General features: G+C 39.6%; 15 protein-coding genes. 4 read left to right on the top strand and 11 right to left on the bottom strand.

The features are described 5' to 3' along the window. The first annotated feature begins 82 nt into the window (after positions 1 to 82). Both C7Y70_RS18870 and C7Y70_RS18875 read left to right on the top strand, forming a co-directional pair. The gene (locus C7Y70_RS18870) at positions 83 to 796 is read left to right on the top strand and encodes a YebC/PmpR family DNA-binding transcriptional regulator (protein ID WP_135476484.1); all 714 of its coding nucleotides are present in this window, start codon (positions 83 to 85) and stop codon (positions 794 to 796) included. An 89-nt stretch (positions 797 to 885) separates the two neighbouring features. Beyond that, positions 886 to 2,157, top strand: coding sequence for a leucine-rich repeat-containing protein kinase family protein (locus C7Y70_RS18875; protein WP_135476486.1), 1,272 nt, complete (start codon positions 886 to 888; stop codon positions 2,155 to 2,157). A gap of 243 nt (positions 2,158 to 2,400) precedes the next feature. Here the strand turns inward: C7Y70_RS18875 and C7Y70_RS18880 are convergent, their stop codons facing one another. From C7Y70_RS18880 to glk, 6 genes are all read right to left on the bottom strand, one after another. Next, the gene (locus tag C7Y70_RS18880) at positions 2,401 to 4,155 is read right to left on the bottom strand and encodes a hypothetical protein (protein WP_135476488.1); all 1,755 of its coding nucleotides are present in this window, start codon (positions 4,153 to 4,155) and stop codon (positions 2,401 to 2,403) included. A gap of 457 nt (positions 4,156 to 4,612) precedes the next feature. Beyond that, a complete protein-coding gene (gene gap, locus C7Y70_RS18885; protein WP_135476490.1) occupies positions 4,613 to 5,617 on the bottom strand; it encodes a type I glyceraldehyde-3-phosphate dehydrogenase in 1,005 nt (334 codons plus the stop codon). A gap of 17 nt (positions 5,618 to 5,634) precedes the next feature. Continuing rightward, the gene (gene eda, locus C7Y70_RS18890; RefSeq protein ID WP_099294301.1) at positions 5,635 to 6,255 is read right to left on the bottom strand and encodes a bifunctional 4-hydroxy-2-oxoglutarate aldolase/2-dehydro-3-deoxy-phosphogluconate aldolase; all 621 of its coding nucleotides are present in this window, start codon (positions 6,253 to 6,255) and stop codon (positions 5,635 to 5,637) included. 34 nt (positions 6,256 to 6,289) lie between these two features. Next, complete coding sequence (gene edd / locus C7Y70_RS18895) at positions 6,290 to 8,140, bottom strand: phosphogluconate dehydratase (protein ID WP_099294376.1); 1,851 nt, start codon at positions 8,138 to 8,140, stop codon at positions 6,290 to 6,292. 398 nt (positions 8,141 to 8,538) lie between these two features. Continuing rightward, the gene (locus tag C7Y70_RS18900; RefSeq protein ID WP_135476492.1) at positions 8,539 to 9,552 is read right to left on the bottom strand and encodes a LacI family DNA-binding transcriptional regulator; all 1,014 of its coding nucleotides are present in this window, start codon (positions 9,550 to 9,552) and stop codon (positions 8,539 to 8,541) included. A 35-nt stretch (positions 9,553 to 9,587) separates the two neighbouring features. Further along, the gene (glk, locus tag C7Y70_RS18905; protein ID WP_099294306.1) at positions 9,588 to 10,586 is read right to left on the bottom strand and encodes a glucokinase; all 999 of its coding nucleotides are present in this window, start codon (positions 10,584 to 10,586) and stop codon (positions 9,588 to 9,590) included. A 357-nt stretch (positions 10,587 to 10,943) separates the two neighbouring features. Here glk and C7Y70_RS18910 point away from each other — a divergent pair, with 357 nt between their 5' ends. Next, entirely contained in the window at positions 10,944 to 11,963 is a 1,020-nt protein-coding gene (locus tag C7Y70_RS18910) for a LacI family DNA-binding transcriptional regulator (protein ID WP_099294308.1), read from the top strand. Between the two features lie 56 nt (positions 11,964 to 12,019). Here the strand turns inward: C7Y70_RS18910 and C7Y70_RS18915 are convergent, their stop codons facing one another. Continuing rightward, entirely contained in the window at positions 12,020 to 12,418 is a 399-nt protein-coding gene (locus tag C7Y70_RS18915) for a VanZ family protein (RefSeq protein WP_245321601.1), read from the bottom strand. A gap of 605 nt (positions 12,419 to 13,023) precedes the next feature. Next, on the bottom strand, positions 13,024 to 13,326 hold the full coding sequence (locus C7Y70_RS18920; protein ID WP_135476495.1) for a hypothetical protein: 303 nt from the start codon (positions 13,324 to 13,326) through the stop codon (positions 13,024 to 13,026). 110 nt (positions 13,327 to 13,436) lie between these two features. Between C7Y70_RS18920 and nhaR the strand changes: the two genes are divergently transcribed. Continuing rightward, positions 13,437 to 14,336, top strand: coding sequence for a transcriptional activator NhaR (gene nhaR / locus C7Y70_RS18925; protein WP_099294318.1), 900 nt, complete (start codon positions 13,437 to 13,439; stop codon positions 14,334 to 14,336). Between the two features lie 181 nt (positions 14,337 to 14,517). On the opposite strand, the gene C7Y70_RS18930 is transcribed toward nhaR, so the two are convergent. The 3 genes from C7Y70_RS18930 to C7Y70_RS18945 all read right to left on the bottom strand — a co-directional run bounded on the left by C7Y70_RS18930 (position 14,518) and on the right by C7Y70_RS18945 (position 16,367). Beyond that, positions 14,518 to 14,895, bottom strand: coding sequence for a GFA family protein (locus tag C7Y70_RS18930; protein ID WP_245321603.1), 378 nt, complete (start codon positions 14,893 to 14,895; stop codon positions 14,518 to 14,520). A gap of 571 nt (positions 14,896 to 15,466) precedes the next feature. Next, positions 15,467 to 15,760 carry a hypothetical protein gene (locus C7Y70_RS18940; protein WP_135476498.1) on the bottom strand — a complete coding sequence of 98 codons (294 nt, stop codon included), beginning with the start codon at positions 15,758 to 15,760 and terminating at the stop codon, positions 15,467 to 15,469. Positions 15,761 to 15,854: 94 nt separating this feature from the next. Further along, positions 15,855 to 16,367, bottom strand: coding sequence for a hypothetical protein (locus C7Y70_RS18945; RefSeq protein WP_135476499.1), 513 nt, complete (start codon positions 16,365 to 16,367; stop codon positions 15,855 to 15,857). Positions 16,368 to 16,456 lie beyond the last annotated feature (89 nt).

Raw genomic sequence — 16,456 nt, forward strand, 5'->3', positions numbered from 1 at the left:
CATACTAGCCCTACCCGAAATTAACCTTTAGAATACAGCACTACAAAATTTATACTTTTAAAAACATGAAGGCGAAACGCAGATGGGAAGAGCTTACCAAAACAAAAAAGATTCAATGGCTAAAACTGCGGGTGCTAAAACAAAAGTTTACTCAAAGTACGGTAAAGAAATATATATCTGCGCTAAAAATGGTGGCGTTGATCCAGACGGCAACCTTGCACTGCGCCGATTAATAGAACGCGCCAAAAAAGACCAAGTACCTGCCCACGTTATCGAACGTGCTATCGACAAAGCAAAAGGTGGTGGCGGTGAAGATTACGCTGCAACCCGTTACGAAGGCTATGGACCAGGTAACTGCATGATTATTGTTGATTGTTTAACTGACAACAACAAACGGACCTTTGCCGATGTACGTGTCTGTTTTACCAAAGCAAACGCTAAAATTGGCGCACAAAATTCAGTGTCTCATTTATTCGATCACCTTGCGATTTTCGTATTTGATGGCGATGATGACGAAGCTGTACTTGAAGCGCTTATGATGGCTGATGTAGATGTTACTGACGTTGAAGTAGAAGATGGCAAAGTAACTGTGTTTGCCCCTCACACTGAATATAACAATACACGCACTGCCCTTGAAGAAATGGGTATTAGTGAATTTGACGAAGACTTAATTGCCTTTGTACCACAAGTAGAAGCCCCTATTGAAGGTGAAGATGTAGAAATCATGGAGCGCTTTTTAGCCATGCTTGAAGATTGTGATGATGTACAAAACGTATACCATAACGCACAGTTTTAATTATATTTATTAAGACTTCAAAATAGGCCAACTTAGTTTGGCCTTTTTATTTTTACTACCATATTAACAAACTAAAACGGAATTTCATTTTGCATACCCTTGAACAGCTTCGCAGTGGCCAGTTAATCGGGGCTAAACGCTTACAATTAGTCGAACAGTTAGACACATTCCCAGAAGAGATTCTTACTCTGCACGACACACTTGAAGTGCTCGACTTATCCAATAATAATTTGAACAATTTACCCGATAACTTTGCAACGTTAAGAAAGCTTAAACGCGTCTTCCTGTCGTTTAATCAATTCAAGCATATTCCGCCAGTATTAGCACAGTGCCCTGCCCTTATTATGGTGGCATTTAAAGGCAATCAAATTAGCGAATTTGCTGAGAATAGTTTACCCGCCGCAATCCAATGGCTCATTTTAACCGATAATCATATTGAGCAATTACCAGAGTCATTTGGTGAACTAAGAGAGCTGCGTAAATTAGCGCTTGCGGGTAATGAGTTAACGACTCTGCCTCAAAGCATGAAGAACTGCCAAGCACTCGAGCTTATACGTTTATCTGCAAACAAGCTGACACACATAGATGATTGGCTTTTTGAATTGCCCAAGCTTACTTGGGTCGCATTTGCAGGAAACGATTTTAATAAATCACAATGTTTACAAAATGCACCATTAAAAAAAATCAACATTGATGAATTTGAGCTTATTAGCCAGATAGGAGAAGGTGCTTCTGGTATGATTCACCTTGCAAAATGGCAGCAGAAAAATGTGGCGGTAAAGTTATTTAAAGGCGCAATTACCAGTGATGGTTACCCACTTGATGAAGTTAATTGTTGTCTGCAAACAGGTCAACACAGTAACCTAATAAAAGTGCTCGCGTATATTGATAACCCTGAACAGTTAGGTCTTGTCATGGAGCTTATTGGCGCAGAATATCAAAACTTAGGCCTTCCCCCAACGTTGGATACTTGCACACGCGATACCTTCGCACAGAATACACAATTTAGCATTACTGCAATAAAGTCTATCGTTAAACAAATGACCAAAACCGTAGCTCATTTACATGCTAATAATGTAAGCCATGGTGACATTTACGCTCATAATATTATGGTAGATAAAGAGGCGAATGTTTTATTTGGTGATTTTGGCGCTGCAACAGATCTGACATCATTAACAGACTACCAGCGTCAACAAATGCAATACATTGAAGTTCGCGCAATTGGCTGCTTAATTGATGATTTACTCAGTGTATGTAACAAAAATGAAGAGACCGAACATTTAAATATATTAGCTCAACAGTGTATGACAGAGAACTTCTCTTTAAGACCATCGCTCCAGACCCTTATTGAATCCCTTTAATACCAATTCGCTTAATTAAGTGATCTACTTTGAGGATAGATAAACGTGTTGATAGCTAGGAAAAAATTTGTTATTTAGTTGTTCTAAATGAGAATTTTATAACGCAGATAGCGACACGTTTAGCCCCGCAAAATGATTAAGTATTATTGCGGATTGGTATAAGTTTAAACACGGTTTACAGTATATAAACCGTGTTTAATGCTATTCAAATTTATCGTGATAATTTACGATATGCGCCTTGAGCTAATCAATGGCAACCGTGAACGCTTCGTTTTCTTCTTTACTAAAAACGACCAGGTGGCTCTGTGATATAGCTTCAAAATGATAGTTTTTGCTAAGGTATTGCCCCCATAGCACCTGCTCTTTTATTAACAGCGCGTGCCCAGCGGATAAAGCCCACAATTGACCTTGCGATTGTGGTGACGCTGTCGCACCGACGTAAACCAATATAAACCCTTGTTCACTTACAATGGGGGTGATTTTTGTTGTGTTACTGTTTGCAAAGCGTGACACTTCTCGCCATGTTTCATTATAAACACGTATAGGGTAAGTCGTATTTAAACGTGTTTGTAATTGAGCTTCAAAAAATTCACTGTCACCATGTCTTAAATATTTAAGCACTCCATGTTCAGCAGACTCGGTATCAACAAAATCTCCTGCGAGCAGTGTATCTAGATCTCCCCCTATCCAATCAGGTAAAAGTTGAGTGAGTGGATTTATATCAAAGGCAATCGTGCTTGGAACGTCATTACGAGAAAACTCAAACTGCTCAACGCCACTGTCATTATTAGTAAATAAAAATTGGTTGTTTTTATTTTGCCAGATCGTCGCATTTTTCACGTTCACCAATGAGAATATTGCATCATCACGCGCACTTGAGAGTGAGTCCATCACATTTATGATCAATTGATCATCACGGCCAAAGCCGATACTAAATGTTACATCATCATAATCAAATAATGGGGCATGGCTGAATTGGCTAATCTGATTACTAATCGCTTTTTTGCCACGCACCTGGCCATTTATAATTTGTATATAAGATTTAGAGGCTGGATCATCGTTATCCTCAGCCGCAAGATAAAGGTTGCTATTATTAGTAACAAACCCACTTTGTAGGCTGGTTTCTTCAAGCAGGTTAGACACCATTTGCCATGCCCCACTTTTCCAACGATATAAACCAATAGGGGAAGATGATAAAGCGAATAAAGTATCACCCGAGCGCGCGATACTTGAAGGCGTAATATCATAAACTACTCTATCGCCAAGCTGACCATTATCAAATGAAACTGACTGCAGTCTAAAGCCCGATGCATCACTTTGAGTAATAAACCATACTTTTTCTTCAAACCACATGTTTTCAGACGCTAAAAGCCGTTCTTTATTTGGGTTATCAAACAAAAGCTGTTTATCTTGCCCACCAAAATGTAAATAAACTTTTTCATTTTCAGAAACCGTAATGTAAGGGTGGCAAGCAATCTCATATTTAACATTTGACAACTTTTCAACATCGCATATTTGAGGCCCTCCCAGTTGCATTATTTCAACTTCACCTGCCATACTGGCATCCGTTGAAACAGTACGCTTATCGACGATGAGTTCGCTCTGTGCATAACGAATAATAATGGGGTATATGTACGGTGTTGTTAATTCAAAAGTCACCGCTGCTGCAGCGCATTCAATTGATAACGTATAATCAAGAGACGTGGTATTACTTAATGTTGAATCACAATTCATCGTATCAGGAATATTCGATACCACAGGCTGCACAAATGATGTTCCTTTGGCGGTAAAATCAAGTTCATTACCTGCCACTAGGGTTGCCGTATTATTCATCCATGACAATTCAAGCCCGGCAACAGAGTCACTAGGCATTACCTTAAGTGTGTATGTTTGTTCTGCACTTATGGGCGCTGCAGGTTCATTACTCTCGCTCGAAGAGCCACCACAGCCACTGATAGCGAAAGCAGATAAGCTTGCCAATAATAACTTTATTTGCACAATAAAATCCTTTTCATTTGATTTATTAATGTAAGTGATAGATTTACTTAACCCAGCTATTTTAAGGTTTTATCTAAATCGATTCGTATTATCACTCGCACCATTAAGATGTATCATTTGAACCCAAAACGCAAACAAAATATTGTTAAAATGATGAATTAGCAATCAACCCATTGAGCCAAAATATCTAATACCAATTCGCTTAATTAAGAGATCTATTTGAGGTAAGAAAACCTTGTCGAAAACAAGGCAAAAATATCGTCATTTAGTTATTCTAAATAAAATATTTTTAACGCCGTTAGCGTCAGGTTTAATACCTAAAAATGATTGAGTATTATTGCGGATTGGGACAATCGTGAGATGCACAGTATTGAGGGTTCTGTGGCCAATCAATGAAACGAAAAAAGCCGCGAAAATCGCGGCTTTGGTGGATAAAGCTAAACTTTTACGGGTACTTTTATAAGTACTGACCCAGTGCTTTAACTTGGTCTAACATGCGGTTTGAGAAACCCCACTCATTATCATACCAAGCCATCACTTTAACTAATTTACCTTCAGCTTTGGTTTGTGTTGAATCAAAAATTGAAGACGCTGGATTGTGATTAAAGTCAATAGAAACAAGCGGAAGCTCGTTGTACTCTAAAATTTCTTTCATTGAACCTTCTGCAGCGGCTTTCATCACTTCATTGATTTCAGCAGCCGTAGTGTCACGTTTAGTGATAAAGGTAAAATCAACTAACGATACATTAATCGTTGGTACACGTACTGACATACCATCCAGCTTACCTGCAAGTTCAGGTAACACTAAGCCTACAGCTTTTGCTGCACCCGTTTTAGTTGGGATCATAGACTGCGTTGCACTACGTGCACGGTATAAATCAGGGTGATATACATCTGATAAGTTTTGATCATTTGTATAAGCATGGATAGTTGTCATGCTGCCTTGTTCAATGCCTACAGTGTCATTAATTGCTTTTGCAATTGGTGCTAAACAGTTTGTAGTACATGATGCATTTGAAATGATATTGCTATCTGCATTAATTACATCGCTGTTCACACCATGAACTACTGTTGCATCTAAATCAGTGCCAGGCGCAGAAACAATTACTTTTTTCGCGCCAGCAGTAATGTGCTTAGCGGCATCATCACGCTTAGTGAAAAAACCAGTACACTCTAATACGATATCAACATTAAGCTCTTTCCAAGGCAAGTTAGCAGGATCGCGCTCTTGGGTAAGGGTAATAACATCGTCGCCAATCAACATGGTGTTATCAGCAAGTGTTACTTTTTGAGAAAATTGACCATGCACTGAGTCAAATTGAGTTAAATGTGCGTTAACGTTAGCCGGTGCTAAATCGTTAATTGCAACAATTTTAATCTCGTTATTTTGTGCAGATTCATAAAGTGCGCGTAATACGTTGCGACCGATACGGCCATAGCCATTAATTGCTACATTAATCATTTCAAATTCCCCTTTAATTATTTAACTTCACTTGCTTGGCGAGCAAGCGTTTCAATGGCTTGCCAGTCTTTATTTTCAATCAATTTTTTGTCAAGCATCCACGTCCCACCAACACAAATTACGTTGCTTAATGCTAAATAATTTGGAGCAGTTGCTAAACTGATGCCGCCTGTTGGACAAAAAGTTACCTGTGGTAATGGCCCACCAATTGACTTAATCATTGCCGTACCACCAGCAGCTTCAGCTGGGAAAAACTTTAAAAACTTAAACCCGTGACTAGCTAATTTCATCACTTCGCTTGGCGTTGCGGCACCTGGCAGAAATGGAATGTCTGTTTCTTTTGCAAGGGCTAACAGCTCATCGTTTACACCTGGGCTAACCATAAAGTCAGCGCCTGCTGCAACGGACGCTTCAAAGCTTGCTTTGTCTACCACTGTACCTGTGCCTACATACGCTTCTGGTACTTCTGCTTTCATAAGCTTTACAGCTTCTGCCGCAATGGGTGTACGCAATGTAATTTCTAACGCCTTTAAGCCGCCGTTATAAAGTGCTCTTGCAAGCGGGGCTGCATCTTCTAGCTTTTCAATTACAACAACTGGCACAACCGGTGCCGATGCTAATATTTTTTCTATGCTCATTGAATGTCCTCATTACCCTGTGTATGGCTAATTATTATTCTATTCCAAACGCACTAGCACCTAGGTCAGCGCTGCTTACAATGTTTCTGAATCCTTCAAACAACTCTCGACCTGTGCCAAATGTTGGGCTTGCAGGGCTAAGTTGTAGTTCACGCTTTTCTAACTCTTCATCTTCAACATGTAATTTTAAAATACCTGCTGGCGCATCAAGAGTAACTAAATCACCTTCATGAATTTTAGCGATAATACCGCCTTCAACAGCTTCTGGAGCTAAATGAATGGCTGCAGGCACCTTGCCTGACGCACCAGACATACGGCCATCCGTTACGATTGCAACCTTGTAACCTTGATCTTGAAGCGTAGCCATGACTGGCGTTAGCTTATGAAGCTCAGGCATACCTTTCGCTTTAGGACCTTGCTCTTTCAATACGGCAATAAAATCTTGGTTTAACTCACCACGCGAATACGCTTCTTGCAATGCACCTTGAGAGCTGAATACTTTTGCCGGAGCTGTAACTACTTGATGCTCAATCGCAACCGCTGATACTTTGATAACTGCTTTACCAAGGTTACCGGTTAAAAGCTGTAAGCCGCCTTGTTTACTAAACGGATTGTCAATTGGACGTAAAACCTCTTCATCAAGAGACTTTTCAGGGCATGGTACCCATTTAACTTTGCTTGGGCCTGAGCTGTTTGTCATGATGACGTTGTTGTCGGTGTCTAAACGTGGCTCACAGGTGTAAGCTTCAAGACCCTCGCCAACAATGGTTTTAACATCATTGTGCAAGAACCCAGCACCAACTAGTTGCTTCATCAAAAAGCCCATACCACCCGCAGCTTGGAAATGATTTACATCAGCAGAACCATTTGGGTAAATACGTGTTAAAAGTGGAACAACTTCAGATAGATCTGACATATCTTTCCACGTTAGTTGCACACCAGCGGCTTTAGCTATCGCCACTAAGTGGATTGCGTGGTTTGTTGAACCACCTGTTGACAACAAACCTACAAGACCATTAATAATGGTTTTTTCGCTAACAACATCCGCTAAACAATTAGCATCTTTAGACTCAATTAACTGCTTAAGCATGGTCTCTACGGCATTACCAGTTAAACCATCACGTAGTTCTGTATACGGGTTAATGAACGAGCTGCCTGGTAAATGTAGCCCCATTATTTCCATCAGCATTTGGTTCGAGTTAGCCGTACCGTAAAACGTACATGTACCGGCGCTGTGGTATGACGCGCTTTCAGCTTCTAATAACTCATCGCGGCTTACTAAGCCTTGAGCAAACTTTTGGCGAACACGGGCTTTTTCTTTATTTGGAATACCTGATTGCATCGGACCTGCTGGTAAAAATGCAACAGGAAGGTGGCCAAATGACAATGCACCAATTAACAATCCTGGGACAATCTTGTCACACACACCTAAGCAGAAAACACCATCAAACACGTCATGCGAAAGAGAAACTGCCGTAGACATTGCAATGACATCACGTGAAAACAGTGATAATTCCATGCCGTCACGCCCTTGCGTAACACCGTCACACATTGCAGGTACACCACCAGCAACTTGTGCTGTTGCGTCATATTTAGTGGCAAGCTCTTTAATTAAATCTGGAAAATCTTTGTAAGGCACATGCGCAGACAACATGTCGTTGTAAGAATTAATAATCGCTAAATTTGGTTGTTCATCAGCTTTTAAACGCGCTTTATCATCACTGCTGCATGCAGCCATAACGTGAGCAATATTACCGCAGCCTAAACCAGCACGCGTTCTTGTTTGTTTTTTTGCGTGATTGATTCGTTCTAAATAAGCTTGGCGAGTTTGTTTACTGCGTTCAATAACGCGTTCGGTGACTTCTTGAATACGAGGATGCAACATAAAATTCGACTCATCTCTATTGTTAGAGGATAAAGGCTCAGTGGCAACCACACACTCCACGAATGTAATTGCACTGAGCATCTTTGATTTACCCGTTCAAAGGTATACGTTATCAGGCCGTCTCTCACAACCAACCTGACACCGGTGTCACTGTATTAACGCACGACTGTGACACCGGTGTCAACCTTATCACTTAAATTTAGTCTAATTTATTTAAATGACCAAATAATGAACAGGAAATACACGCGAAAAACAAATAAACTGCTGAAATAAAATACAGCTTAGGAGTGAGTAGCGTCGTTTAAAAAGTGATGGTGCAGAGCGTACGAATAAAAAGTGCCTGAGCAAGCGTCACTCAAACTCAGGCAACTGTGAAATTTATTATCCAGAGTTTCAGGTTATTTAACTCGCGCTGTTGATTCGCGGGTTATTAAACGCGCTTCAAGAGTGACTTGGTAAGGTTTTTCTTCTGGTTGAGCTATGCTTTCTATTAGCTTAGTTACGGCTTGCTTTGTCATATCTTCAACAGGCTGCGCAATGGTTGTTAACCCCGGCCAAATATGACGAGCAATAGGCGCGTTATCAAATCCCGCAATCGAAATATCATCAGGCACTGTTAATTGTCTTTGCGTGGCAAGCTTTAGCACAGCCGCAGCCATGTAATCATTGGACGCAAAAACGGCTGTTGGTCTTGGCGTTAAGTCTAAAATGCTTCGCGCACTATCAACACCAGAATGATAGCTGAAGTTACCCTCTTCAACTAAGCCTTCATTAAATTCGACTCCATGCGTATCAAGCGCTCTTAAGTAACCCTTGAACCGTTGCTCTGTGGCACTGTGATCTGGGTGACCTTTAATAAATGCGATCGATTTATGGCCTAAACTAATTAAGTGTTCAGTGATCTCAAATGCGCCTTGTTCATCATTACTGCGAACAGAAATTGACTCATCGTCAAGTACTGCGGATGCAACACGCGCATAAGGAACTTTTTTCGTTTTAAGAAAATCAACAAGCTCTTTAAAATCAGAAAACGGTGGGGTCAGTACTAAACCATCCAAACGGGAGCTTTGCAGTAACTGCTCAATATTACTAATTAACGCATCTCCACGCATATCACATGGATGAATCAATAAGTTATAGTTATTTTCTTGGCAAGCAGCAAGCGCACCCGTTTGCACTCGCGTGATATAGCTTTTACTTGGATTATCGTAAATGCAACCGATTATAAAACTACGGTTTTGCGCCAAGCCTCGTGCAATTGGATTGGGCGTATAATCAAGCTCTTTAAATACTTTGAGTACTTTTTCACGGGTTGCATCGCTAACATTAGGCTCGTTATTAAGCACTCGCGAAACGGTCTTTTTAGACACACCAGCATAACTTGCAACACTATTTATAGTAACTTTCTTCATCCAAACTTCCCAATGACATCCCTAATCGCGATGTTTTATACCTGCTCATTTGCATGCAAACAGGCTGCTGCACCAATAAGCGGTATGTTGTCTTGTACTACTAACGTGACAGGTATTTGACTGACAAACTGAGACATTATGCCCTTTGCAGTAAAGCGCTCAACGAACCGGCTTGCCAATAAACGAGATTGCATGCGAGGTAATATACCACCGCCAATAAATACACCACCTAAACCGCCAAATGTTAGCGCTAAATCCCCCGCTACACTGCCGATCCAATCACAAAACTGATTAAGCGTTGCATCACACACTGCACACTCGCCAGTATTAGCAAGTTCACTAATTTGTGCTGCCGTTAAATTTTTTGGCTCAACACCTTTTACCGCCGCCATTGCTTGGTACAAATGACTAATACCAGGACCTGAAAAAACCGTTTCAACCGAAACATGTGGCAACTGTTTACGCAACTCAGTAATTAACTGAGTATCTAATTCATTCACTGATGCCAATGAAATATGACCTGCTTCACAGCTCAATACTGCACTGCCTTGATTGGTACGTACTAAACTCGCCGCACCAAAACCAGTACCTGGGCCCATTACAGCAATATTGGCATTGCTGTCTGCTTGGCCGCTTTTTATTGTCACATTCTGCTGAGGATCTAAATAAGGAGCAGCATAAGCAAATGCAGCAAAATCATTTATGACTTCAAGGTTAGATAAGGCAAAATCTGTTTTGAGCTGTTCAACACTAAAATGCCAGCCCAAATTTGTTAGATGTACTTGCCCTGCTTTTATTGGGCCTGCAACTGCAAGACATGCACGTTTAGGCTCAATGGGCTTGATCTGGGAAAGGTAGTTCGTTAAAGCAGCTTCTAATGAACCAAAATCTGCACTAGGAAATGTGATATTATGCTCAATAACAAATTGATTTGTTTCTTGCATAAAATCAGTAATTAAAGCAAAGCGCGCATTCGTTCCGCCAATATCAGCGACTAAGATCGGATCAAATTGTGTGTTAGGGTTGCAACTCATAATGTTTTCTCTTTTGTCTAAGCGGTTTGCCTAGTAGCTAAAACCAAGCTTATTATTATAGTTTCAACGGCTTTGCCATCGCGGTAAGATAAACTTTAAGCTATCACCTTAAAGCCATTATCTGTTGAATAAAAAAGACTGCTCAATAAAATTGAGCAGTTAAAACGTTTTGACAACAAAATGATAAAACGTTTTGACAACAAAATGATAAAACGGTGACATTATGACACCGGTGTCAGCTTGGGATCAATATAAATATTCAAATCTTGATAAATAGCTTGAAAAAAATAACAAATAAACGAAAATAACATGCGTTTATAACGCTCTGCTTCATTTGTCTTTAACTAGGTTGTGTATATGAAAGGTAAAGCTACATCATTTGATATTGCCCATTATGCGGGCGTTTCACAATCTACTGTATCGCGCGCATTACGAAACAGTCCACTGGTCAACGAAGAAACACGACGTCGTGTATATGAGGTTGCAAAACAATTAAATTATAAAGTTGATAAAAATGCCAGTAATTTACGAGCACAACAAAGTAGTACGCTAGCGCTTTTACTTTTTGAAGATCCAACCGCAGACGAATCTCAAATCAACCCTTTTTTTCTTGCAATGCTAGGCAGTATCACCCGCGCATGCGCCAGCGAAGGTTACGATTTACTTATTTCATTTCAATCAACCAGTGCTGATTGGCAAGCCGATTACGAAGATAGTCACCGTGCCGATGGGATAATCCTGCTTGGCTATGGAGATTATGTAGACTATCAAGCTAAGTTTAGAAGTCTGTTAGAACAGAATACAAAATTTGTTTGCTGGGGAGCCAGTGTCGATAACAGACCCGACCTCACCGTTAGTTGCGATAACTACGGTGGCGGTAAACTTGCTGCAGATCATTTACTCAAGGTTAATCGTAAAGATTGTGCATTTATTGGCGATGCATCAGAGCATAGCCCTGAGTTTTTTGCTCGCTATCAAGGCTTTAAAGACGAATTCACTCGTCATGGTGTTACTTTAAGCGAACGTAAAATGGCCAATGCTATTTCTACAGAAGAGTCTGGCTATCATGCGACTCGCTCGTTAATCGCCAATAATATTGTCTTTAATTCACTATTCGCAGCCAGCGATTTAATCGCAATTGGTGCAATCAGGGCATTAAAAGAAGCAGGCATTAAAGTACCTGAAGATGTTCATGTGGTGGGCTTTGATAATATAGCAGTAGCCAGCTTTACCAACCCGCCATTAACCACGGTACAACAAGATACAACGCTTGCGGGGCAAATGTTGGTTTTTAATCTACTAAAACTAATACGGGGTGAAAAGGTTGAAAACACCCTACTGCCACCAAAATTGATAGTCCGGGGCTCGAGCATATAAAAAAAGTATACTGGTTTAGAGTCATTCTAACCAGTATAAGTTACGTTTAAATGTACTTAACTATTATCTGTTTGTGTAGAAGCCCGCTTTAACCTGTAAGTATTAAGCAAGTAAGCAAGCAAAGTCGCAAAACCAATACCGAAAAAATCAGCCAGTAAGTCCATAGAGTCTAGCGTTCGAGCGGGAATGAATGCTTGACTTAGCTCTTCAAAAATAACAAAAAGTAAAACCAGCGCAGCGCCATAATAAATTCTAAAGCTTGCCAAGCCAAAGGTTTTAAATTTTAGGCCCACAGTTGCTATAAATGTTAGCACACCAAATAAACAAAAATGCCCTACTTTATCGCCATATGGAATACCTCTGATTAATTCAAAAAAAACACTTTGACCACCCGTGTTTGCCAAATAGATAACCCAAAGAATAAAAGAAAAGAAAGCCACTGCAAAAACGCGCATTAAATTGTACATAATTTTTGAACTGTGTTTAATATTTGAATTACTTTAGCATAAAGTGCTTAAAAATCCTTAAGCATATTTAAACTAATCAATACCTTAAACTGTAGATAAAAGCGATTTACCGCAATTTAAATACTCTTTATTAAATATTAAAACTGATTGCTCACAATAAAATGGAAAAATAGCCCACTGTGAATAGGCTATTTTGATGGGCGTATAATCGGCTGACTATCAATGCAAGTGCGATAAGATCAATTTACAGCCAATTACGTTTTATCGAATGTATTTACGTTTTAAGTGTGTTGAAAAATTTATTATGTGTTCACCTCCGTTTTGCTAAAGTCTGTTTACCATTCAAGGTTAAATTTGCAGCAGTCTGTTTGGTATTTAGCCAAGGCAGCGCCTATGTGGTGGTTATTCCCCATAAATAGGCGATAAAACAACATCAATGCCTAACAGCGCTGCCCTTCGGGTTCTGCCTAGGGGCGATTTACTCTTTGTAGCTCAGTTTTGACTTAGCCCACTAGGTAACAAACCTCTCGCCGCGATTAATCCCCCCTAGCTTGAACAAATTTCAATCCGCAAAGATAAACAGACCCTCGTGTTTAACCTCGTACTTTATATTTATGCATCAATACATCTTGTAAGCTAGTAAGCGCCCGCTGAATAGCATGTAAAATGTTTTTGCCTTTGCGCTTTACCACAACACTAGGTAGACCGGGTAATAACATGTTAATGCTACACTCTTGTAAAGTGCCATGTTGCTGAGTTGAAACATCATCAACTCTGATATCAACTTTACGGATGTGTAAAGCATATTTGCCTAAATTACTTTTAACTAACTTTGAAAGTGAGGCCTTCATACCCGATTGAATCAGATTATTTTTAACTGTCAGTTTCAGCTTCATACTATTACGTCCTATTTGTCGCACCCTAGTTGTAGGCTTGGCTTTAATCTACTAATGTATCTAATAAGATAAAAGCTGATTATTTCTAACTAATTGACAGGTATTTTCGAATGATAACCAGTATTAACTACAACCATTTATATTATTTTTGGCAAGTTAGCCGCTGCGGGAGCATCTCAGCAGCGAGTAAAATATTGCACTTAACGCCTCAAACAATCAGCTCTCAAATTGGTGACTTAGAACATCGATTAGGTAAGGCATTGTTTATTCGAGAAGGTCGCGGGCTGATTTTGACTGAATTTGGCCAGATCACGCAGCAGTACGCTAATGATATGTTTGTCATAGCCCACGAGTGGCTTGAAACAACACAAGGAGAGCTCACACATTTATCAAAAACCTTAAAAGTGGGGATCTCTGATGTATTACCTAAATCATTAGTATCTAAATGGTTAGCCCCTCTGATTGATAATGAGCGTATTACGAGTTTGCAATGTATCGATGGTCAACAAAATGAACTGCTTTCACAAATGGCAACACATAAACTCGACCTTGTTCTTGCCGACCAACCCTTAGACAACGCATTACCAATCAAAGCCTTTTGCCATGAGATAGGAAAAAGTCAATTAGCGTTCTTTGGCAATACACATTGGCACAAAAAATTATCAGCTGATTTCCCCCACTCATTGCATGATCAGCCCGTCGTATTACCTGCAAAAGGAAGCCCTGTCAGTCGAGCAATCTATTTTTGGCTACAAGAACTGGGATTAGAAACCACTGTAGTCGGTCACGTTGACGACAGCGCATTAATGAAAGCGCTAGGAGAGCAAGGGTTTGGTGTATTTCCCGCGCCAATGCTCGTTAAAGACGAGATTGAGCGTCATTTTGATGTTCATTACATAGGCGCAATAGACAATGCATACCAACATTATTACGCATTTAGCCCAGACCGATTAATAAAAGATACAATCTATTCTGAGTTCATTAAACATGCTCAACAAAGTGCGTTTTAATTATTCAATGACCAAAACCCCCTTCTTGCCTGCGGCTCACAGAAATAGCCCTAGTGAACAAATACTATACTGCCTGTCAGTATGATTTACCTGCCCACAATGTTAATTTAAAGGACGTTTGCGACAGAGAAAAGATAGTACCTATTGACAGAGTTAAGGCTCATTTGTGTTATAACGGACTTTACTCATACTCTTGTTGTTGAGGTAAGTTATCAGCTATGTCATGCCAAGCGGCTTTGCTACCAACATAAATATGACGAGTTGGTTTTGCTTTAGGATCGGTGTCTAAGGTGCCAAGTGGGAAACCTAAAATATCAGGGTACTCATCAAATTTAGTAAATAGGCTTGAACCACAATTAGAACAAAAACCTTTATGCTCACCAGGAGATGATTCGTAGAATTTTATAAGCTCTTCACCTTGAATCGTTTTCCAGCTTTCAGATGTGATTTTTGCTCTTGTTCTAAACGCCGAAGCATGTAATTTACGATACATACTACAATGACAATTCAGAACATCTTCGAATTCACCACCGATTTCATATCGAACTTGATTACACAAGCAACTTCCTTTGTTTATCACAATACTCTCTATACGTTATAACGCTTTGCTAAGCTAAGCAGAAAATACAGTTAGGCTAAACTGCGCGAGGCACGAGCAAAAACCAACTGTTTTTTGTCCTGCTTTAATGGCTTGTTATAGCAACAATCGCCAAACCAAACCGAGTGAACAGATAAATACTCCTGACAATGAAAGCCACTGTTGGACTCTTGGATTCCCTATCGTTGGGATGCTTTCTGGTTTTAAAATATTAGTTAATGGCGAGAAGAATAATTTCGGCATTAAACCTGCGCTTAACAGCATAAGAAATACGCCAATAGTCATTACTAGATCCCTAGCTATGAATTCGACAATCAAAAAATCGTAAATACCAGTAATTAGGATTAAAGTAGCAAAACTAATACATAAAATGAATGCTAGCTTTTCTTTTAAAGGTAGATGATTCAATACAAAACTCTCCATGTTGCATATAACGCCCTCGTTAATGGGCAAAATATTGTTGGCTAAAATGTTGAGGAACGAAAACAGCCAACTTTTTTTTGTCCTTATTTAACAGTTTGTTATAAGTAATTTACTCTGGCTTAGTTTTACTTGTTACAACGGTAATCAAGCCTGCCAACAAAAGCCAAAATGATACTACAACCACATACGCAGTAACAGACTGGGGTAACGCTCCAAACTCTTCAATTTTGAAATGTGCCTCACCCATAGCTTTTGCAACTCCAGTCCACAAAACAGGGATATTTATCCAGAATAATAAAGGAAGGAATAATAATCCAATTTTTGTTATTGCCAATATTGGAGGTAGGTTAAATATTAAAGATATAACCAGAAAACGTTTAATTGAGAAAGCTCTAAAATTCATCGATGACTACAATCCTTTGATTACTTATAACACCAAATTAAGCGGCGTTGCCCGCTCTTGGCAATGTCCGACTTTAATTTATTTGTTAGGTTACCTACTCTAAGCAATGTAAACCGCATTCTTTTGCCCATAACTCTAACTGGTTACGATGTTCTGTATTTCGCAAATAAAACACATTTGTATCATCCCAACTCTCAAAATAAATGGCATTAAGTTGTGGCAACACAATTTTGAAAAAATGACTGCTGTCCACGTTGTTTGGAGCACATGCTAGATACTTCTCCTTAGCATCATTCGAAGTAAACTTACGAAATATGGGAAATGCTTTGCTGTGCTTTCCTCTGAACGTAAAGTTTAAAATTTCAGTGTTTTCAATCAATTTTTGAGAAAATTTGATGAATTTTGAATCCCTAAGCTTCTGTTCGTCTGCTGTGACATTAGATAAATATTTAACAGCACCTTCTTCGCCCAACCAATGGTCAAAAACAGAAACCGCCAAGTAACTATAAGTATCCGTCTCTTCGATTGCGGCTAATTTGTCTAAATGCGGAAATTGTGCACACAGAATTAATTGAGTTTGCTTATCTAAAACTCGAAATTTACGCATAACGTCCCTAGTAACCTAACGAATGATATGGACTCCCCACTCAGCACATTTTTACCAATGTGCCATAGTGAAGTTGATTATAAGCTTCA

The organism is Pseudoalteromonas sp. KS88 (genome assembly GCF_004766475.1).
Lineage (GTDB): Bacteria > Pseudomonadota > Gammaproteobacteria > Enterobacterales > Alteromonadaceae > Pseudoalteromonas.

Bases quoted from the DNA above. Each gene is read 5' to 3' on its own strand.
- C7Y70_RS18870 (WP_135476484.1), top strand. From the start codon at position 83: ATGGGAAGAGCTTACCAAAACAAAAAAGATTCAATGGCTAAAACTGCG.
- gap (WP_135476490.1), bottom strand. From the start codon at position 5,617: ATGATTAATGTAGCAATTAATGGCTATGGCCGTATCGGTCGCAACGTA.
- eda (WP_099294301.1), bottom strand. From the start codon at position 6,255: ATGAGCATAGAAAAAATATTAGCATCGGCACCGGTTGTGCCAGTTGTT.
- edd (WP_099294376.1), bottom strand. From the start codon at position 8,140: ATGTTGCATCCTCGTATTCAAGAAGTCACCGAACGCGTTATTGAACGC.
- C7Y70_RS18900 (WP_135476492.1), bottom strand. From the start codon at position 9,552: ATGAAGAAAGTTACTATAAATAGTGTTGCAAGTTATGCTGGTGTGTCT.
- glk (WP_099294306.1), bottom strand. From the start codon at position 10,586: ATGAGTTGCAACCCTAACACACAATTTGATCCGATCTTAGTCGCTGAT.
- C7Y70_RS18910 (WP_099294308.1), top strand. From the start codon at position 10,944: ATGAAAGGTAAAGCTACATCATTTGATATTGCCCATTATGCGGGCGTT.
- C7Y70_RS18915 (WP_245321601.1), bottom strand. From the start codon at position 12,418: ATGCGCGTTTTTGCAGTGGCTTTCTTTTCTTTTATTCTTTGGGTTATC.
- C7Y70_RS18920 (WP_135476495.1), bottom strand. From the start codon at position 13,326: ATGAAGCTGAAACTGACAGTTAAAAATAATCTGATTCAATCGGGTATG.
- nhaR (WP_099294318.1), top strand. From the start codon at position 13,437: ATGATAACCAGTATTAACTACAACCATTTATATTATTTTTGGCAAGTT.
- C7Y70_RS18940 (WP_135476498.1), bottom strand. From the start codon at position 15,760: ATGAATTTTAGAGCTTTCTCAATTAAACGTTTTCTGGTTATATCTTTA.
- C7Y70_RS18945 (WP_135476499.1), bottom strand. From the start codon at position 16,367: ATGCGTAAATTTCGAGTTTTAGATAAGCAAACTCAATTAATTCTGTGT.